Consider the following 17,906-nt stretch of genomic DNA (forward strand, 5'->3'; position numbering starts at 1 on the left):
GGCCGTCGCCGGAGTCCGGGCCGCGAGTAGCGTTGTGGCATGCGGACGGTGACGAACCTCGCGGCCGGAGACGGGTTCTCGCTGGAGCGGGTCAGGATCCGGGCCGAGAGCGAGACGTGGTCGCCGCCCGAGGTGGCGACGGCGTACCGCGTGGTGCTGGTACGAAGCGGCGCCTTCCGGGCCCGTGTGGACGATCAGGTCCTGCTGGCCGATCCTGCGCTGGCCTACCTCGGCGGCGTGGGCCAGGAGCTGAGCATCGCCCACCGCCCCGGGATCGAGGACATCTGCACGACCGTGACCTGCTCACCCGGCCTGATGCGCGAACTTGCGGGTGACGAGCCGCCGCGTGCCGTGGCGTTGCCGGTCAACGGCAGGCTGGCCCTCGCACATCGGCTGCTGGTGTCACGGGCCGGGAAGGGTGCGGATTCCCCGGAACTCGCCGAGATGGTGATCGGCCTGATGGGCGACCTGTTCGAGGCTCGGCACCGCGCCCACCCGGACCGGACCCGCGGCCGGGCCGCCACACTGGCGCGACGGCGGGCCCTGGTGGAGTCGGTGCGCACGCTCATCGCCGACGATCTGAGCGCCTCCCTGCGTGATCTGGCCCGGCGCGTCGGCTGGTCGCCCTATCACCTGAGCCGCGCCTTCCGCCAGGAGACCGGGGTGACCCTGACGGCGTACCGCAATCGCATCCGCACCATGCGCGCGCTCGAGGCCATCGAGGCGGGGCACGATGATCTGGCCTCTCTCGCCGCCGACCTGGGCTTCGCCGATCACGCCCATCTGACGCGCACGATCCGTGGGGAGTGCGGGCTGACACCGGTGGCCGTGCGCCGCATGCTGGCGGTCCCGCCGCGCTGACGATGCGACCTCATTCGAGCAAGGATCTTCAAGCGGCGGCCGTACGACGGGGACGAGACTCGGTGACGTCCGATCCCCGTACGGTGAAGGAGAACGAGCCGATCATGATCGCCCGAGTATGGCGCGCCAGGACCACCGGCACTGCGGCTACCAGCAGATATCAGCAGGTGTTCGAGTCAGAGGTGATGCACGACCTGCGGGGGCTGCCCGGCTTCCGCGGCGCGTACCTCCTGGCCCGCCACGACGCGGAGGCCATGGAGCTGACGACCGTCACGCTGTTCGACTCCCTGGACACGGTCAAGGCGTTCGCGGGCGCGGACCACACCCGCGAACGCGTCACCCCGCCCGCCCGCGCGACGCTGCTGGACTCGGACCCCCACGTCCTGCACTTCGACGTGCTGGTTCACACGCTTGTTCATTGATCGCGCCGCAGTCCGAGCCCGACCGGGCGGCGGTTGAGCTGGTGGGAGGCCCGCAGCTCTTGGTCAGTGAGATCGATGCTGTCCCAGGTGAGCCCTAGCAGTGCTGTGCACCGGTCTCGTCGAACAGGTCCTCGAGGGACTGGGCGGTCACCGCACGAGTGGCCCATGATTCCAACTGGACCAGATCAGCGCAGGTGGAGATCCGGGTGCGCATGTCATCCGGAATGTCGAAGCCACGGGCGCCCAGCACCAGCAGAAGCATCCTGACCGCCTCCTCCGCCTTGCCTTCTGCCACGCCCTCCGCCTTGCCTTCTTCCTGGCCGCGGCCGTAGTGCTCGCGGGCGAAGGGGCTGTAGACGGGCCAGGTGGTGGACGTCATGATGATCTCCTCCAGGAGGCGCCGCACTTCGGGCGCGGACATGCTGTAAGCGTATTCATAGTACTTCGCAGCGTGTTCATCACGCAGCTCTGTCAGCGCCATGGCGAAAGCCTCCACCACCTTGGGGTCACGACCGTGGGCCATGACCGCCATGATCGACAGACCCGGGCGGGCGACAGCCTCCTGAGGATCGGTGATGGCCGGAATGTCATCCGGCCCCAACACCTGTGCCTGCAGGCGGTAGCCGCTCAACCCTGAATCGACGGGCTTCGCGTAATGGACGGCAACTCCACGATCGGGGCAGACGAGCAAGACCGTGACATCACAGCGCAGCATGAGCCACAGCGCGGCAGCGTAGCGCGCCAATTGCAGAGGATCCTTGGACTTGTCCTGCTGGACCTCCAGGATGATGGCGTGCGCGGCGGTCTGCGGCGGCCCCATGACAACGACCAGGTCGGACTCCAGGTCGTCGGAGGGGCGAGTGTTGAAGGTGGACTTCTCCAGCCGGACCAGCTGGGTGGCGGGCAACTCGACTCCCAGAAGATCACGCAAGACCTCCACCGCCAGTAGGGGACGGTCAGTGAACATCTGGACGAGGGCGTCATGTCGGGGGGACGGCATGACACTTATTGTCACATGTCCAGCACTTAAAGTTACGAGAATGGCGACGGAACTTACTTCTCTGTGCGAGACGCCTCCCAGCGTCGGCCTGGACTGTCGACCTCTCAAAGGTTGCGACATCCGATGATCCAGAGCATTCCTCCCACATGACCGCCGTCCCGAGGATGATCAGCTCCCGCCAGTCGCGCGTGTTGACAGGCAGCCATCTGGCTGCCTAAATTAAAGGCAGCCGAAAGGCTGCATATCGACAAGCGGCAACCCAGGTACGAGGGCGGACATGGACGAGGTGTTCAAGGCGCTGGCCGATCCGAGCCGGCGCGCGCTGCTCGACTCGCTCAACGCCCGCAACGGGCAGACGCTGCGCGAGCTGTGCGCCGGGCTCGACATGGCCAGGCAGTCCGTCAGCAAGCATCTCGCGGTGCTGGAGGAGGCCGGGCTCGTCGCCACCGTGCGGCGGGGCCGGGAGAAGCTGCACTACCTCAACGCCGCGCCCGTGCACGAGATCGCCCACCGGTGGATCAGCCGCTACGACCAGGCCAGGGTCCAAGCCCTGGCGGACCTGAAACTCGCCCTTGAGGAGACCCCGATGGACGCCCCGACCTTCGTCTACACCACCTACATCCGCACCACCCCGCAGAAGCTCTGGCAGGCGCTGACCGAGCCCGCCTTCACCCGCCGATACTGGGCCACGGAGTTCACCACGGACTGGTCCGTCGGCTCGGCGATGACCTGGGACAACCACGGCGTGCTGATCAGCGACCCGGAGCAGGTCGTGCTGGAGGCCGAACCCTACAGCCGGCTCTCCTACACCTGGCACGCCATCACCCCGGAGCTCGCCAAGCGCTTCGGCTGGGACGAGGAGATGCTCGCCCGGCTGTCTGGCGAGGCCCGGTCGAAGGTCACCTTCACCATTGAGGAGGCCGCCGCGCAGGTCGTGAAGCTCACCGTCATGCACGACGGCTTCGAGCCCGGATCGAGCCTGGCCGAGATGGTCAGCCACGGCTGGCCGAACGTGGTGGCGAGCCTGAAGTCGCTGCTGGAGACCGGCGAACCGCTGCCGGAGGATGCGTGACCTGCCCGATCAGGGCTCGACGACGTCGCGAGGTGCCCGCGCCCCCAATGTCACAGCCCGAGCCCCATGCGCGAAGCGCCCCCACCGCGAGGACCGCGCCTTGAAGCCAAGGGCTTGGGGGGCCGTGCCCCGGCCGTGCCCCCCAAAGTCACAGCCCGAGCGCTATAGCGCGAAGACCGTGCTGCGGCTACTTGCGCTTGTTGATCTCCTCGGTGAGCTGCGGCACGACCTGGTGGAGGTCGCCCACCACGCCGTAGTCGGCCAGCTCGAAGATCGGGGCCTCCGGGTCCTTGTTGATCGCGACGATCGTCTTGGCCGTCTGCATGCCGGCCCGGTGCTGGATGGCGCCCGAGATGCCCGCCGCGATGTACAGCTGCGGCGACACCGTCTTGCCCGTCTGCCCCACCTGGAACTGGTGCGGGTACCAGCCGGCGTCCGTGGCGGCGCGGGAGGCGCCGACGGCGGCGCCGAGCGAGTCGGCCAGGCCCTCGATGATCGAGAAGTTGTCGGCGGAGCCGACGCCGCGCCCACCCGAGACCACGATCGCGGCCTCGGTCAGCTCCGGCCGGGCACCCTTCTCCTGCTTGACCCGCTCGACGATGCGGGCCGCCTTGGCGGCGTCGGACAGGGTGACCGACACCTCCTCCTCGGTGCCGGCGGCGGGGGCGGCCTCGGGGGCGGTCGAGTTGGGGCGTACGGCGACGATCGGCGTGCCCTTGCTCACCTTGGACTGCACGTTGATGCCGCCGCCGAAGATGGACTGGTCGGCGACGAAGCCCTCGCCCAGGCCCACGGCGTCGGTGATGACGCCGGAGTCGGTCTTGACGGCCAGGCGGCCGGCGACCTCCTTGCCCTCGGACGTGGCGGCCACGAGCACGGCGGCCGGGGACGTGGCGGCGACGAGCTGGGCGAGCAGCTCGGCCTTGGGCGCGACCACGTAGTCGACGATGTCGCTCGACGCGGCGACGTAGATCTTGTCAGCGCCGTACTCGGCGAGCCTGGCCTTGGCCTCGGCGGTGAGGCCGGGGCCCGCCCAGACGGCGGAGGGGGTGCCGAGCGAGCGGGCCAGGGTCAGCAGCTCCAGCGTGACCTTCTTGACCTCGCCTTCGACCTGCTCGACGAGAACGAGAATCTCCGACATATCAGCAAAACTCCCGTTCTCAGATGAACTTCTTGGACGCGAGGTAGTCGGCGGCCTTCGCGCCACCGTCGCCCTCGTCCTTGACGATCGTGCCGGCCGCGCGCGGCGGGGCGGCGGCGAAGTCGACGACCGAGGACCACGCGGCGGCCAGGCCCACCTGGGCGGCGTCGATGGAGGCGTCGCCGATGGCCAGCGTCTCGACCGGCTTCTTCTTGGCGGCCATGATGCCCTTGAACGACGGGTAGCGCGGCTCGTTGATCTTCTCGACCACGGAGACGACGGCCGGCAGCGTGGCCTCGACCTTGTCGAAGCCGTAGTCGGTGATGCGCTGGACGGCGATCGAGGAGCCTTCGACGTCGACCTTGTTGGCCAGCGTGAGCTGCGGGGTGCCGAGGCGCTCGGCCAGCATCGCGGCCAGCACGCCGGTGCGCGCGTCGGTGGACTCGGAGCCCAGGATGACCAGGTCGAACCCGATCTTCTTGAGCACCTGCGCCATCGCGTACGAGGTGGACAGCGCGTCGGAGCCGTGCAGCGCGTCGTCGCTGAGGTGGACGGCCTTGTCGGCGCCCATGGCCAGCGCCTTGCGGATGGTCTCGGTGGCCTTGCCGGGGCCCATGGTGAGCACGGTCACCTCACCACCGTGGGCCTCCTTGAGCCGCAGCGCCTCCTCGACCGCGTACTCGTCAAGCTCGTTGACCACGCCGTCGACGGCGTCGCGGTCGAGCGTCTTGTCATCGGACCGCAGCTTGCGCTCGGTCGCAGTGTCGGGGACCTGCTTCACGCAGACGACGATGTTCATGGCCGGTGGCCGACCTCCCGTGTTCGCGTGCGCCACCGCCTCGTTGCGGCGGGCGCCGAATGCAATGCTGTCCAGACTGCCAGGTGCCCACCGGGCCACTGACAGAGGGTCTGCCCAAGCTTTCGCCAGTTATGTTACCCATGAGTAGCTTAACTGCAAACCCGCAGCCACCCACTATACAGAACTTTGTTCGGTCTAGGCCGACAGCAGGAACACGACCCCCACCACCAGTGCCGTACCCGCGAACAGCGCCAGCGTGAACGTGCTGAACACCGTCGCCAGCCCGAAACACAGTCCCACGGCACCCGCCACGCTGACCAGATCCGTGATCATGCGGCTGCGCCGGAACAGGCTTTTCGAGAACAGCGCCACCCCGGCGTCGGCCACCACGGCCAGCGCGTACGCCGCCAGCAGAAACAGCGCCACCTCGGGCAGCGGCTCGCGGGCGGCAGCGGCCAGCAGCGACACGAACAGTCCCGAACCGATCAGCCAGCGCCTGCGCACCTTCTCCCGGTGCCTGGCCCTGGACTCCTCCACGGACCTGCGCGGCCGTCTCTTGCCCAGCCGCCACTCCCTCGTGGCAAGGTCGTCGGCGGCGTTCGCCGCCCGGGGTGGGACCTGCCGTACGTGGGAGACCGGCTCGACCCCCAGCCTGGCGCAGAGCTGCGCGGCCGTCGGCCGCGCGGCAGGGTCGGTGGACAGGCACTCGCGTAACAGCGGCGCCAGCCACTCGGGGACGCCCTCCAGGTCGGGCGAATGGTGCACGACCCGGTAGGCCACCGCGGAGGCGGGCCCCTGCCCGTACGGCTGCCGCCCCGTCGCCGCGTACGCCAGCGTCGCCCCGAAGGAGAACACGTCGGCCTCCATGCCCGCGCTCTTGCCCTCCAGCACCTCGGGGGCCAGGTAGCCGGGCGTGCCCACCACGGCGCCGGAGGCCGTGACCGACAGCGAGTCGAGCGCGCTGGCGATGCCGAAGTCGATGACGACGGGCTCGCCCTCGGCCATCATCACGTTGGCGGGTTTGAGATCTCGGTGCACCACGCCGGACTCATGCATGGCGAGCAGAGCGTCGGCCAGCCCGGAGGCCAGCCTGCGCAGGTCGGCCACGGGCACGGGCGTGGCGCTGAGCGGGCGGCCCTGGACGTAGCGGGTCACAAGGTAGGGCCGGGCGCCCTCCAGCGAGGCGTCGAGCACCTCCGCCACGTGCGACCCGCCGACCCGGCGCATGGTCTCCACCTCGCGCGCCAGCCGGGCCAGCGCCCCGCCGTCGGCTATGACGTGGGGATGGAGCACCTTGACCGCGACCGTACGTCCCTCGGCGTCGAGGGCGAGATGCACCTCGCCGAACCCGCCCGCCCCGAGCTTGGAAAGAAGCTCATATGGGCCGAGGTGCTCGCTCATACCTCATCTCTCCCCCCGAGAGCCGATGGGGACACTCAGGACCAGGGAGTCAGGAACCCCAGCCCGAGGTCGCTGAGCAGGCTGTCGATCAGCCCGGTGATCAGGCCGATCGTGCTCTGCTGGGCGTTGTTCGCCAGCTCGTCGATGACCGTCTTCGGCGCCCGCCACGGGTACCACGACGCGTCCTGCCCCAGCGCGAACATCACCGCGAACAGCGCCGCCGTACCCACCAGCACGACCGCGACCAGCGCCGCGCCGGGGCTGCGCAGCACGCCGGTGAGCGTGCGGGTGACGGCCTGACGCGGCGCGCCGCCGCCCGGCAGCACGAACAGTCCGGCCGCGAAGGCGCCCGCCGCGAACGAGGCCGCCTCGTTGACGCTCATCCCGCCCACCCAGCGGAGCAGGCCCCAGACGCACAGGCCGAACAGCAGCGCGAGCGGCACGTGCACGGCCGTCACGAGCGCGGACTTGACCAGTGCCCAGGGCGTGCCGACGACCGCCAGCAGCGGGTCGGCCGAGCTGCTGCCGCGCATCTGGCGCCGCTTGACCAGGTCACCGAAGAGGTATTCGCCGAGCCGCAGCACCAGCGCGAGCGCGACGGCGATCGCGCCGACCATGACCGGCATCATGACGGTCAGCGCCACCAGCGTGACCAGCAGGAGCAGGCCCACGACCTGGCTGCCGAACAGGTATCTCTTCCGCTCGGACGGCGGGGTGTACTGAGGCGGCGGCGTGTAGGGCCTGACCTGCGACGGCGAGGTGGGCGGCGGCGCCGGGTAGCCCGCGACCCGCTGGTCGGTGCGGGCCATCGGCCTGGCCGCGACCGGCGCGGGCACGTACGGCGGCGGCCGCTCCTCCCGGTACGGCCGCTCCTCCCGGCGCGGTGGCGGCCGTTCCTCCCGGCGGGTGGGCGGCCGCTCCTCCCGCTGCGGGGGCGGCGCGGTCTTGCCGTACTCGACCGGCGGCAGCAGATCGGAGAACGTGTCCATGGTCCGCGTGCCGCCGCCCATGCGCTTGGTGCCGGTCGGCCCGTCGAAGGACGTCTCGTTGAAGGTGGTCACGGCCGGGTCGAGCGCCCTGGCCATCCGCAGCAGCTCGTGCGCGCTGGGCCGGGACGCGGGGTCGACCTGCAGCGCCCTGCCGAGCCAGCCGCGCAGCCACGCGGGCGCCTTGTCGATCTGCGCCCGCCCTTCCATGATGTTGAAGCAGACCGCCTCGAACGTTCCCGTGCCGAACGGCGGCGCCCCCGTCGCGGCGAAGAACACCGTCGAGGCCAGCGCGTGCACGTCGGCAGCCTGGGTGATCTCGGAGTCACGGATGATCTCGGGCGCCAGATAGCCCGGCGTGCCGACGAACATGCCCGTCTGGGTCAGCCTGGTCGCGTTGACCAGGTGGGCGATGCCGAAGTCGATGACCAGCGGCTCGCCGTTGACCAGCATGACGTTGGACGGCTTGAAGTCGCGGTGGATCACGTCGGCCGTGTGGATGGCCACCAGCGCCTGGCAGAGGCCCTGGGTAAGCCTGATGACCTCGCGCGCCTCCAGCGGGCCGTCGGCCAGGACGGTGTCCTCCAGCGTGCGGCCGGGGGCGAAGCGGGTCACGACGTACGGCTGGCCGCCCACGAGCTCGGCGTCGATCACCTCGGCGACGTGCGGGCTGCGCACCCGGCGCATGGTCTCGACCTCGCGGGTCAGCCGGTCGCGCGCCTTGAGGTCGGCGGCCACGTGCGGGTGGAGGACCTTGATGGCGACTTCGCGGCCCTCGCCGTCGAGACCGAGGTGGACGACCCCCATGCCACCTTCGCCGATCTTCCTGACCAGCCGGTACGGGCCCAGGCGTTCTGGTGCTTGGGTGCTCATCGCCACCTTCCCCGCGTCATCCCCCGGGATTCCCCCTTAGCCCGTCTAGCTGTCTGACCACTGGATTGACGTTCAGCGGAGTCCATACGGCCCCCCTTGGCTTGTCCCCGAACGTGCCTGCGGCGAGGATCAGCGAGAGCGCGGCGGCCGCCGCGAGAGCCCCCGCCATCACCATCGCCGCTGTCCTCGAGGGTACGAGCGATGAGAGCGTTCTGCGCATTTGTTTGCCAGGACCCTCCACTCCCGGGCCCGCGCAGACGGTCCACAACGCGACCGCGGCGCCCCAGGCCAGGGCGTTGGACGGGTCCATCCTGGCCACCACGGTGAGCAGCAGCGTCACCGGAAGGCCCAGGATGAGCGCGTACAGCATGAGTGCCAGCGTGATGCCCACCGACTTGGCCAGCGCCTGCGGGAAGGCGAACACCCTGACCACGTCGAGCGCCGCGGCCCCCGCGGCCCTGCGGGAGGTCAGCTGGGGCTGGGCCAGGTCGGCCGCGCGCAGCAGGATCGCGGCCGGGATCGCCACGACCGCGACCAGCACGGGCGCGATCACGGCCGCCACGATCATCACGACGAGCAGCATCGCGCCCGCCACGCCGTAGGCCCTCGACCGCTGCAGCATCTTGCCCGGCGCGACCGACGGGATGTACGGCTCCCGCTTGGTGCTCGGGTCGGGCTGCGGGTACTGCGGCGGGATGTACGGGGGCGGCTGGAGCGGGCTCGGCCCGGGCCGGGCGTAGTCGGGCACGTCGGGACCCGCGCTCGGCACCTGGGCATGAGGCGCCTGGGCGTTCGGGACCGGCGTGTGGATCCGTCCGTAGTCGGCCGAGTCGGGGCGAACCCGTCGGGTGGGCACGTCGCCCTCACCCGGCGGGGCCACGAGGCCGTGGTTGTTGACGGGCTGCTGCGGCTGCCAGGGCGGCGGGGTCAGGCCGCTCTCGCGCTGGATGCGCCGCAGCTCCTCCGGCGTCACCCTGCGGGTCGGCCACGGGTCCGGCTGGTTGGGCAGGAGCGAGACGTACTGCTGGTCCTGCGGCGGCGCGGTGGGCTGCTCCTGGGACTCCAGCAGGCGCTTGGGCGTCACCGGCGGCGTGGAGATGTCGTACGACGGCTTGTCCTGCGCCGGCGGGGCCTCGGTCGGCCGGGGAACGGTCGAGATCTCGTCGGGCGAGTTGCTCGGCGTCTTCTGGAGCATCCGGGCGGTCTGCTCGGCCAGGTCGGCCGCCTTGGGGCGCTTGTTCGGGTTGCGCTGGAACGCGGCCTTCAGCAGCGGCTGCAACGTCGCCGGGGCGGCGCTCACGTCGGCCTTGCCCGCGGTGATGTTGTAGAAGATCATCTCCAGCGTGCCCTTGCCGAAGGGCGGCTGGCCGGTGGAGGCGAACAGCAGCGTGCCCGCCCACGCGTGCACGTCGACCTCCGGCCCCGCCTCCTGGCCCTCGATGATCTCGGGCGCGAGGTAGCCGGGCGTGCCGATGAACATGCCGGTCTGCGTCAGCCGGGTCGCGTCGACCGCCTGGGCGATGCCGAAGTCGATCAGGACGGGCTCGCCGTCGAGGATCAGCACGTTTCCGGGCTTGAGGTCGCGGTGGATCACGCCCACCGAGTGCACGGAGGCCAGCGCGGCGGCCACCCCGTGCGCGAGCTTGACCAGCGAGGGCAGGTCGAGGGGCCCGTCGTCCTTCACGATCTCGTCGAGGGGACGACCGGGGACGTAACGGGTGACGATGTACGGGCGATGACCGGTGACATCGGCGTCGAGCACCTCGGCGATGTATTTGCTCCGCACGCGCCGCATCGTCTCGACCTCGCGCGAAAGCCGCCGCCTGGCGACCTCGTCGCCGGCGACCTCTCCGCGCAGGACCTTGACCGCCACCTGCCGCCCCTGGGGGTCGACAGCGAGGTGGACAACGCCCATCCCGCCTTCACCGAGCCGCCTGAGCAGCCGGTAAGGGCCTAGTCGGTCATCGTTCATGGCATGAAGCACCATACCGGCTTAATCCCCGCCCACGAGATGAACCATGAGGCCACATTCCCACTCGTACAACGTCCAGAAAGGGGCCATCGGTTTCCCATCCAACGGTCTCGAATCGGCTTCAGTTTCCCCTCAACCGGCCAGCGGCAGAACCTCGGCGCTCTTCAGCCCGGCCAGCGCGGCACCGGACACGGCCAGTTTCGACCTGCGCACGCCGCTCCCGATCACCACTCTGGGATGCTCCGCGACGTGCGTGTCCACCAGGATGGGCCAGTCTGCGGGCAGGCCCAGCGGGGTGATGCCGCCGTACTCCATCCCGGTCAGCTCGACCGCGTCGGCCATCGGCGCGAAGCTCGCCTTCCGGGCGTCGAGGTGGCGGCGGACGACTCCGTTGACGTCCACGCGCATCGTCGCGAGCACCATGCAGGCCACGTAGCGCGTCTCGCCGCCGCGCTTGGCCGCGACGACCACGCAGTTGGCCGACTCGTCGAGCGTCACGCCATACCGCTCGCAGAACGCCGCCGTGTCGGCCAGCTCAGGATCGATCTCGGCCACTTCGACGCCCTCCAACTCCGGCACGGCGAGCGCGACCGGGTCGGCCAGCAGGTCGGTCCGGTCGTTGGCGGGCACCCAGTGCAACGCCATCCCCATCTCCTCGATTTTATCTCCGCAGATCGCTTCTCCCAGGAGCCTACGGTGGCCGCGGGGGTGGCGTGCGGCGTCAGGCGGACTGCAGCACTCGCTGGTGCAGCTGGGTGACGGCGCTGCGGGCGGACTCCATGGCCCCCGCCTGCCATGCGATCAGATGGGTGAGCCAGTCGCCCGCGAAGTAAACCCTTCCGGCGGGGCGTTGCAGAAAAGTGAAGGACGAATCAAAGTCGGGCCAGCGCACCCAGCCTCCCTGGATGTGCGGCTGGCGGTCCCAGGCGATGGAGACGCCGGACAGGAGGTTCTGGCGGTACTTGTCGCCGTGGATCTTCTTGCCCTGGGTGAGCGCTCTGCGCCTTCTGTCCTCGGGGGTGAGGGCCGCGTACAGCTCGGCGTTCCGCTCGGTGTTGTAGTAGCCGACGAGGAGGCCGCGCTCGGAGTGGTAGCCGTGGGACGGGTACCAGATGTGGGTGATGTCCAGGTCGGTCTCGGTCACGCCGCCGTAGATGCGGTCCTCCAGCTCCCACCAGCGCCGGCCGTACTCCAAGCCGATCTTGCCGGCGGCGACCGGGATCGGGGTGCTGAGCGCGGTGGTGACCTGGGCGCCGAGGTTGTGCGGGATCTTGGCGAGGATGTGGGGCGGCAGGGCGGCGATGCAGTAGTCGGCCTTGATGCCGCCGCCCTCCCAGGCGACCTCGACGCCGTCCGCCAGGCTGGTGATCTTGGTGACCTTGGCGCCGGTCCTGATCCGGTCGCGGCCGACCGCCTCCGTCAGCTTGGTGACGATGGCGTCCATGCCGCCGACGGGCTGGAACATGGGGGTGGCCTGTTCGTAGCCGAAGTCGTTGGTGATGGCCCGGCCGGTGCCGGCGGCGAGGACCTGGTGGAGGGTGCCCGGAGCGTCGAGAGGAGTGCCGGTGTCTATTGCCGGATATTTCGTGAAACCGCGGCGCATGGACCCTTCGTATTCGTGCTTCGGGCCCAGGTCGCCGAATCTCCGGAGAAAGTCGAGCAGCGTCTCCTGGTCGGCCTTGCTGACGGTTTTGTCCAGCGCACCGACATTTGTCGCTTTAGCCAGTAATTCAGCGATATAGCCATACATGTCGGCTCGGGCCGTGCGCGCCCGCACCGTCCGGCTGTTGGTGTGCACGTAGGCGGCGGCGTTGTTGTTGACGAAGGTCTCGATGGGGACGCCCAGCTCACGGCAGTAGTCGAGGGTCACCATCCAGGGGGCGATCCGGCCGGGGCCGGCGTTGAAGTAGACGCCCTCGCCGAACTTCACGTCCTGGGCGGGCCCGTTCAGCTCGGCCAGCCGGTCGCCGCCGCGCAACGTGAGGTTCCGCCCGCCCGGCTTCTCCCTGGCCTCCAGGAGCGTGCAGTCGTACCCGGCCTTGCCCAGCTCGTACGCGGCCGTCAGCCCCGCCACCCCGGCGCCGAGGATCACGACCTTCGCCGCCCCCTTGCCGCTCAGGCTGAAGTCGCCCGGCCTGGGGGCGGCGAACTGCTTGTCCTGCTCGGACGGCGCCAGTCCGAGGGCGCCCATGGCGGCGTACATGGCGCCCGCGCCGCCCACCGCCCCGATCCCGACGAGCAACCCCCGCCGGGTCAGCGCCGCACCCTCCACGCCGCCGTCTCCCCTCCGCACTCCACAGAACCGCTCCGCACCATACGTCCGGGGTCAGCCGTACGGGCCGCTGCCGCAGGCGATCTGGCCGCCGATGGTGGCGAAGATGCCGAACAGGGCCATGACCTGGGCGAAGTCGTCCGTCGTGAACTCGATGTGCCGCGGCCCCACCGACTTCACGCCCGGGATCAGCGCCACGGCGGCCGCGATGGCGGTGGAGTTCCACTCCACCCCGAGCGTGTACGGCGCAGCCACCGCATAAGGCGTGAAGTCGCTCAACCGGTTGAGCGCACGAGCCGTCCCCTCACGGATCCTTGCCTGGGCGACGCTCGGCGGCAGCAACTCGGCGGAGAACTTGTCGATCCCCTTCTTCACCGCGACCGTCTCGACGTCGCCGAGCAGCTCGCGCGCCTCTTCCCCGACGGCCTCGTCCCCGGCCACCAGCACGACCGGCACCCCGTGGAACCCGGCGCACGCCGCCACGAGCCTGGTCTCGCCGCACAGCTCGCCGTTCAGGTAGACGTTCTGGATCTCCTTGCCCATCCAGGTGTGGTTGAGCACGCCGTGCGGCACGCCCGCGCGGGCGTGGTAGCCGACGAAGCACGCCGCCTGGAACGAGCCGTCGAGCCCCTGGGCCATCCGCTGCGCCTTGCCCGGGCCGCGGATGAGGCTGGCGCGCGGGTCGAGCAGGTCGATCCGGAGGTTCTTGGTGGAGCCGTGGGCGTCGTTGACCAGGACGCCGGCCGCCCCGGCGTCGAAGGCCCCCTCGATGGCGGCGTTCGCGTCGGCCGTCATCAGCTCGCAGCCGCGCTCGTACCCACGCTTGCCGGCGTGCATCTCCTCGGGGTCGGTCAGCCCCGTGACGCCCTCCATGTCGACGGACAGATAAACCTTCACGCGTTCCCACTCCTCATCAGGCGCCCCATGTCTCCACCCGCCGGACCTCGTCCTCCGTCATGAGCCCCACGTGCTTCTCGACGAACGCCGTGGCCTCCTCGCGCCACCGGTCCGGGATCTCGGCCAGGGCCCGCGGGTAGCAGCGGTCCAGCCAGGCCGTCGACTCCTCCGAGACGTCGAAGTAGTCGAGCGCCTTGGCGAAGAGCGTGTTCTCGATGCCGGGGACGCGGGCGAACCCGTACTCGATCATCTCCTGCCCCCCGTACGGCGGCTTCTTGAGGTACTTCTGCGCGACGGGGCGGTCGGCGGTGATGGGGGTGTCGAGGGGGCGGCGCTCGACGGCCGCCTGGATGAGCTCCTTGTAGAGGCACTTCCCGCAGGTACGGCACGGGCCGTCGGTGCCGCGCAGGCACCAGCGCACGTAGTCCTTGAGGTCGGACCCCAGGGCCAGGCGCATCGTCGTCGCCTCGCTCACCCCGCCGACGGGGAGCACGATGTGCACGCCGGCGGCGGCGAACAGCCGGCCCCACCTGCCGTGCGGCGACCACATGGGGTTGTCGGGCGTGTAGCGCCACAGGTAACGGCCCCCGCCGAGCCAGCGCGAGCCGAGCTCGTAGCCGAAACCCAGCCCGCCGAGGTCCAGCTGGTCGGCGAGCAGCAGCGCGCCGGCCGCGACCGCGTGGTGCTCCGGGTAGCCGGGACGCGGCTCGGCCAGGGTGAACTCCAGGTCGGAGGTGACCGTGCTCAGCTCGCGCCCGGTCTTGGCGGCGAGCTTGGCCAGGACGTCCGACCGGTAGTGGGACCAGCGGTTGGGGACGCGCGGGTGCGGCACCCGGCGGAAATGCACGAACGGCGCCTGCGGGTAGACGGTGGCCGCCGCCACGGAGTCCGCGCCGCCGCTGTACGAGATCGCGAGCCGGGCCCCGGGGCGGCGCGGCTCGGCCCCCACCGGACCGGCCTCGACACCCCATCCGGAGTGCAGGGCGTCGGCGAGGTCGGCCGAGATGGCGCGGTCGAAGGAGATGCGCTTCCTCGTCCACGGCGCCACGACCGTCCAGGCGGCGACGGCGAAGAGGTCCGGGTGGGCGTCGCCGGGGACGCCGCCGATGGAGCAGGAGTTGATGGCCAGCTTGATGGGGTGCTCGTCGGAGGCCTTGCCCGTGATCTCGTCCTCCGCGTCGAGGCGGAAGGTCAGGCTCGTGCCGGTCCAGGTCACGCGCACGGCTGCTCCCCCGGTTGCCCGGAAGCGCTTCCGGAGCGGAGGTCGTCGATGGCCTGCCAGACCAGGACCTCGTTCTGGAGCACGCCGTCCAGCGCCTTCGCCGTCTCCTGGGCGAGCCGGTGGGTGTCGTCGAGCTTCGCCTTGTCGGCCCTGCCGATCCCGGAGCCGCCGGTCGGGCGGGCGTTCCTGAGCCGCTCCACCTCGCTCTGGAGGGTGGCCATCTCCCGCCGGACCGTCTGGACCTCCCAGAGCGCGTCCCTGATGTCCTGACGGTGGTCGGAAATGGAGATGTAGCGGGAGTCGAACCACGTACGCACGGCCTTCCGGAGCCGCGCAGGGACCAGGACGCGCATCATGAAACGCCACCATACTGGCAAACCCGCGCCCCATAGGACGAGCCGTTCGAATGGGTCGACTTTCCTTTTCAGCGACCGGTGAACTTGGGCTTGGCCTTCTCCGAGAAGGCCCGCATGCCGATCTTGGCGTCGTCCGTGGCGAACAGTCCGGAGAACTGCAGACGCTCGATCTCGAGCCCCGTGTCGAGGTCGGCCTCCAGACCCTGATCGACCGCCTGCTTGGCGGCGCGGAGCGCTACCGAGGGGCCGCCGACGAACGTGGCGGCCCACTCCAGGGCGGCCGTGTAGACCTGCTCGTCAGGCACCACCCGGTCCACCAGGCCCAGGTCGAGGGCCTCGGCGGCGGGCACGTGGCGGCCCGTGAAGATCAGGTCCTTCGCCCGCGCCGGGCCGATCAGGCGGGGCAGGCGCTGGGTGCCGCCCGCGCCGGGGATGAGGCCGAGCAGGATCTCCGGCTGGCCCAGCTTGGCCGACTCCCCCGCGACCCTGAAGTCGGCGCAGAGGGCGAGCTCGCAGCCGCCGCCCAGCGCGTAGCCGGTGACGGCGGCGATGACCGGCTTGCCGATCCGCGCGACCTCGGTGAAGCAGGCCTGGAGCGTACGGGAGTGGGCGGCCATGTCGGCGTAGGACATGTCGGCCATTTCCTTGATATCCACGCCCGCGGCGAAGACCTTCTCACCGCCGTAGACGATCACGGCCTGCACCTGCGGGTCGGCGTCCACCTCGCGGGCCGCCTCGACGATCTCCCGCTGGACCTGCATGTTGAGGGCGTTCATCTTCGGACGGTCAAGACGGATCGTGGCGATCTGGTCGGCCACCTCGACGCTCACAAACTCACCCATGAGCCGAACCTAACAGAGTGATCGCGTTCGTCCATGGCAGCCACGGTCAACGGGCGGCTGAGATCACCTCGTCCACCGTCTTCCTGCTGCGGGAGGCGCGGACGAGCGCCGCCGACAGCCGGGCCAGCTCGTCGCCGGAGTGGGCCAGCGCGGCCAGCGGGCGCGCCTGGCGGGGCAGCCCGAGCTTGCCCGCACCCTCCAGCACCCGCTGGTCCAGGTGCGGCGCGACCTGGGGCCACACGGCCTGGACCTCGCGCAGGAAGATGTCGGCCCCCGTCGGGCCGATGCCCGGGAACTCCGTCAGCAGCGCCGCGATCCTGCGGTCGTCGCCGCCGGCCTCCTCGCGCAGGCGGCGCAGATCGCCCTTCCAGCGATCGAGGAGCAGTTCGGCACCCTTGCCCAGCATCGTCGAGGTCCGTTCGTCGTAGCGGACGTAGTGGCCGCGGTCCAGCGCGTCCACCCGGTCCTGCCAGCTCGCCTCCCGCATGGCCTTCGGCGTGCCGTACCCGGCCCCGAACAGCTCCCTGGCGCCCGCGACGGCGACCTCGGCCGAGATGCGCGCGCTGAGCAGCGTGGCCAGGACGAGCAGCTGGTAGAGGGGCTTCGGCTGGTCGGCGAGTTTGATGCCGGCCTCGCGGGCGAACGTCCGGCCGAATCGGTCGAGCAGCACGTCCACGACGGCTTTCTCGGTCTTGCCCATGCCCGCCCGCTACCCGGGGCGTGTCGTGACATGCCGGGTTTGGGGTGGAGGTCGCTGGGGAGGCGGAGGGTTGGCGACTGCGAAGGAGCTAGCCGTGCTGACCTTGACTGACAACGCCGTCGAGGCGATCCGCGATCTGATGGTCGGAGAGGACGTGCCCGCCGACGCGGGCCTGCGCATCTCCCCGAAGCCCGACGAGGCGGGAACGCTGGAGCTCTCGCTGACGAGCACACCGGAGGCGAGTGACCAGGTCGTCGAGAAGGAGAACGTCCGCGTCTTCGTCGCCGAGGACGTGGTCGAGATCCTCGACGACAAGGCGCTCGACGCGCAGCCGGGCGCGCCGGGGCAGCCGATGTTCCGGCTGGGTCGGCGGGCCTGACAGGGCTCAGCCGAAATCGGGTCCGGTCTCGGGCGGGCGCACGTCGCCCAGCCCGAACAGGCCCACCAGCGTCCCATCCACCCGGGTGACGACGACGTGGTCCACCTTGGCCCGGTCCATGCGCCGGACCAGCGGTTCGAGCTCCTCGCTCGGCCGTACGGCGGTCACGCCGACCCGCATGGCCCGCTCGGCGACGCCGTTCAGATCGGCGCCCTTGAGCTCGCGCGAGCCGATGACGCCCTGAACCACGTCGTCGTCGTCCACGACGACCGCCAGCCCGGCCGGGTCCGCGATGATGCGCTCGGTGATCTCGTCCAGGGGGTCGCCGAGGGCGGCCCTCACGGGGTCGCGGCGCAGGTGCCGCGACACCAGCGTGGCCGTGCCCTCGTAGGGCAGGTCCGCGGAGAGCCAGTCCATCTTGCCCTGCCGGTAGTCGTACACGTGCTCGAACCCGAGGTGGTCGAGCCGGTGGGCGGCCCGCGGGCTCAGGTCGCAGAGCCAGTCGTGGCAGTAGACGACGACCGGCCGCGCCGGATCCAGCTCGCCGGCGGATGTGCGCATCGCGGCGAGCGGCAGGTGCACGGCCCCGGGCAGGTGCGCCCACGCATATTCCTTCTCCGGCAGCACCTCCACGAGCTGGGCCCGCCGGTTGGCGACCAGGTCCCGCACGGCTTCGCGATCGATGATGTTCGTCATGGCGTCCCCCTGCCC

General features: G+C 70.4%; 18 protein-coding genes. 4 read left to right on the top strand and 14 right to left on the bottom strand.

The genetic code is table 11. The features are described from left to right. Nucleotides 1-39 precede the first annotated feature (39 nt). On the top strand, nucleotides 40-861 hold the full coding sequence (locus AB0J87_RS43155; protein WP_363976262.1) for an AraC family transcriptional regulator: 822 nt from the start codon (nucleotides 40-42) through the stop codon (nucleotides 859-861). Between the two features lie 62 nt (nucleotides 862-923). Then, the gene (locus AB0J87_RS43160; RefSeq protein WP_350729553.1) at nucleotides 924-1,283 is read left to right on the top strand and encodes a hypothetical protein; all 360 of its coding nucleotides are present in this window, start codon (nucleotides 924-926) and stop codon (nucleotides 1,281-1,283) included. A 94-nt stretch (nucleotides 1,284-1,377) separates the two neighbouring features. Here the strand turns inward: AB0J87_RS43160 and AB0J87_RS43165 are convergent, their stop codons facing one another. Continuing rightward, entirely contained in the window at nucleotides 1,378-2,250 is an 873-nt protein-coding gene (locus AB0J87_RS43165) for a hypothetical protein (RefSeq protein WP_363976265.1), read from the bottom strand. 310 nt (nucleotides 2,251-2,560) lie between these two features. Here AB0J87_RS43165 and AB0J87_RS43170 point away from each other — a divergent pair, with 310 nt between their 5' ends. Then, entirely contained in the window at nucleotides 2,561-3,355 is a 795-nt protein-coding gene (locus tag AB0J87_RS43170; protein ID WP_363976268.1) for a metalloregulator ArsR/SmtB family transcription factor, read from the top strand. A gap of 187 nt (nucleotides 3,356-3,542) precedes the next feature. Here the strand turns inward: AB0J87_RS43170 and AB0J87_RS43175 are convergent, their stop codons facing one another. The 12 genes from AB0J87_RS43175 to AB0J87_RS43230 form a co-directional block, all read right to left on the bottom strand. Continuing rightward, nucleotides 3,543-4,496 (bottom strand): electron transfer flavoprotein subunit alpha/FixB family protein, encoded by a 954-nt coding sequence (locus AB0J87_RS43175; RefSeq protein ID WP_350729546.1) that lies wholly within the window; start codon nucleotides 4,494-4,496, stop codon nucleotides 3,543-3,545. Between the two features lie 19 nt (nucleotides 4,497-4,515). Then, a complete protein-coding gene (locus tag AB0J87_RS43180) occupies nucleotides 4,516-5,295 on the bottom strand; it encodes an electron transfer flavoprotein subunit beta/FixA family protein (RefSeq protein WP_350729545.1) in 780 nt (259 codons plus the stop codon). 195 nt (nucleotides 5,296-5,490) lie between these two features. Further along, nucleotides 5,491-6,696 (bottom strand): serine/threonine-protein kinase, encoded by a 1,206-nt coding sequence (locus tag AB0J87_RS43185; protein ID WP_363976272.1) that lies wholly within the window; start codon nucleotides 6,694-6,696, stop codon nucleotides 5,491-5,493. A 35-nt stretch (nucleotides 6,697-6,731) separates the two neighbouring features. Continuing rightward, a complete protein-coding gene (locus AB0J87_RS43190; protein WP_363976275.1) occupies nucleotides 6,732-8,555 on the bottom strand; it encodes a serine/threonine-protein kinase in 1,824 nt (607 codons plus the stop codon). 16 nt (nucleotides 8,556-8,571) lie between these two features. After that, a complete protein-coding gene (locus AB0J87_RS43195) occupies nucleotides 8,572-10,527 on the bottom strand; it encodes a serine/threonine-protein kinase (protein ID WP_363976278.1) in 1,956 nt (651 codons plus the stop codon). Between the two features lie 132 nt (nucleotides 10,528-10,659). Further along, nucleotides 10,660-11,178 (bottom strand): YbaK/EbsC family protein, encoded by a 519-nt coding sequence (locus AB0J87_RS43200; RefSeq protein ID WP_350729537.1) that lies wholly within the window; start codon nucleotides 11,176-11,178, stop codon nucleotides 10,660-10,662. Nucleotides 11,179-11,248: 70 nt separating this feature from the next. Beyond that, nucleotides 11,249-12,799 carry an FAD-dependent oxidoreductase gene (locus AB0J87_RS43205; RefSeq protein WP_363976281.1) on the bottom strand — a complete coding sequence of 517 codons (1,551 nt, stop codon included), beginning with the start codon at nucleotides 12,797-12,799 and terminating at the stop codon, nucleotides 11,249-11,251. Between the two features lie 54 nt (nucleotides 12,800-12,853). Further along, nucleotides 12,854-13,696, bottom strand: coding sequence for a M55 family metallopeptidase (locus AB0J87_RS43210; RefSeq protein WP_363976284.1), 843 nt, complete (start codon nucleotides 13,694-13,696; stop codon nucleotides 12,854-12,856). A gap of 16 nt (nucleotides 13,697-13,712) precedes the next feature. Further along, on the bottom strand, nucleotides 13,713-14,918 hold the full coding sequence (locus AB0J87_RS43215; protein ID WP_350729532.1) for a DUF6395 domain-containing protein: 1,206 nt from the start codon (nucleotides 14,916-14,918) through the stop codon (nucleotides 13,713-13,715). After that, complete coding sequence (locus AB0J87_RS43220) at nucleotides 14,909-15,274, bottom strand: hypothetical protein (RefSeq protein WP_363976287.1); 366 nt, start codon at nucleotides 15,272-15,274, stop codon at nucleotides 14,909-14,911. The genes AB0J87_RS43215 and AB0J87_RS43220 overlap by 10 nt, the downstream gene beginning before the upstream one ends. A 68-nt stretch (nucleotides 15,275-15,342) precedes the next feature. Next, complete coding sequence (locus AB0J87_RS43225; protein ID WP_350729529.1) at nucleotides 15,343-16,116, bottom strand: enoyl-CoA hydratase-related protein; 774 nt, start codon at nucleotides 16,114-16,116, stop codon at nucleotides 15,343-15,345. Between the two features lie 46 nt (nucleotides 16,117-16,162). After that, nucleotides 16,163-16,816 carry an endonuclease gene (locus AB0J87_RS43230; protein ID WP_363976291.1) on the bottom strand — a complete coding sequence of 218 codons (654 nt, stop codon included), beginning with the start codon at nucleotides 16,814-16,816 and terminating at the stop codon, nucleotides 16,163-16,165. Nucleotides 16,817-16,910: 94 nt separating this feature from the next. Here AB0J87_RS43230 and AB0J87_RS43235 point away from each other — a divergent pair, with 94 nt between their 5' ends. Next, nucleotides 16,911-17,195, top strand: coding sequence for a Fe-S cluster assembly protein HesB (locus tag AB0J87_RS43235; RefSeq protein WP_350729526.1), 285 nt, complete (start codon nucleotides 16,911-16,913; stop codon nucleotides 17,193-17,195). A gap of 6 nt (nucleotides 17,196-17,201) precedes the next feature. On the opposite strand, the gene AB0J87_RS43240 is transcribed toward AB0J87_RS43235, so the two are convergent. Beyond that, nucleotides 17,202-17,891: a rhodanese-like domain-containing protein gene (locus AB0J87_RS43240; protein WP_363976294.1), complete on the bottom strand. Its 690-nt coding sequence runs from the start codon at nucleotides 17,889-17,891 to the stop codon at nucleotides 17,202-17,204. Between the last annotated feature and the right edge of the window lie 15 nt (nucleotides 17,892-17,906).

This window comes from Nonomuraea sp. NPDC049625, from assembly GCF_040675285.1.
Lineage (GTDB): Bacteria > Actinomycetota > Actinomycetes > Streptosporangiales > Streptosporangiaceae > Nonomuraea > Nonomuraea angiospora_A.

Excerpts from the sequence above, each read along its gene's own strand:
- AB0J87_RS43200 (WP_350729537.1), bottom strand. The coding sequence starts at position 11,178 with ATGGGGATGGCGTTGCACTGGGTGCCCGCCAACGACCGGACCGACCTG.
- AB0J87_RS43165 (WP_363976265.1), bottom strand. The coding sequence starts at position 2,250 with ATGTTCACTGACCGTCCCCTACTGGCGGTGGAGGTCTTGCGTGATCTT.
- AB0J87_RS43195 (WP_363976278.1), bottom strand. The coding sequence starts at position 10,527 with ATGAACGATGACCGACTAGGCCCTTACCGGCTGCTCAGGCGGCTCGGT.
- AB0J87_RS43230 (WP_363976291.1), bottom strand. The coding sequence starts at position 16,816 with ATGGGCAAGACCGAGAAAGCCGTCGTGGACGTGCTGCTCGACCGATTC.
- AB0J87_RS43190 (WP_363976275.1), bottom strand. The coding sequence starts at position 8,555 with ATGAGCACCCAAGCACCAGAACGCCTGGGCCCGTACCGGCTGGTCAGG.
- AB0J87_RS43185 (WP_363976272.1), bottom strand. The coding sequence starts at position 6,696 with ATGAGCGAGCACCTCGGCCCATATGAGCTTCTTTCCAAGCTCGGGGCG.
- AB0J87_RS43240 (WP_363976294.1), bottom strand. The coding sequence starts at position 17,891 with ATGACGAACATCATCGATCGCGAAGCCGTGCGGGACCTGGTCGCCAAC.
- AB0J87_RS43220 (WP_363976287.1), bottom strand. The coding sequence starts at position 15,274 with ATGATGCGCGTCCTGGTCCCTGCGCGGCTCCGGAAGGCCGTGCGTACG.
- AB0J87_RS43225 (WP_350729529.1), bottom strand. The coding sequence starts at position 16,116 with ATGGGTGAGTTTGTGAGCGTCGAGGTGGCCGACCAGATCGCCACGATC.
- AB0J87_RS43180 (WP_350729545.1), bottom strand. The coding sequence starts at position 5,295 with ATGAACATCGTCGTCTGCGTGAAGCAGGTCCCCGACACTGCGACCGAG.
- AB0J87_RS43170 (WP_363976268.1), top strand. The coding sequence starts at position 2,561 with ATGGACGAGGTGTTCAAGGCGCTGGCCGATCCGAGCCGGCGCGCGCTG.
- AB0J87_RS43155 (WP_363976262.1), top strand. The coding sequence starts at position 40 with ATGCGGACGGTGACGAACCTCGCGGCCGGAGACGGGTTCTCGCTGGAG.
- AB0J87_RS43175 (WP_350729546.1), bottom strand. The coding sequence starts at position 4,496 with ATGTCGGAGATTCTCGTTCTCGTCGAGCAGGTCGAAGGCGAGGTCAAG.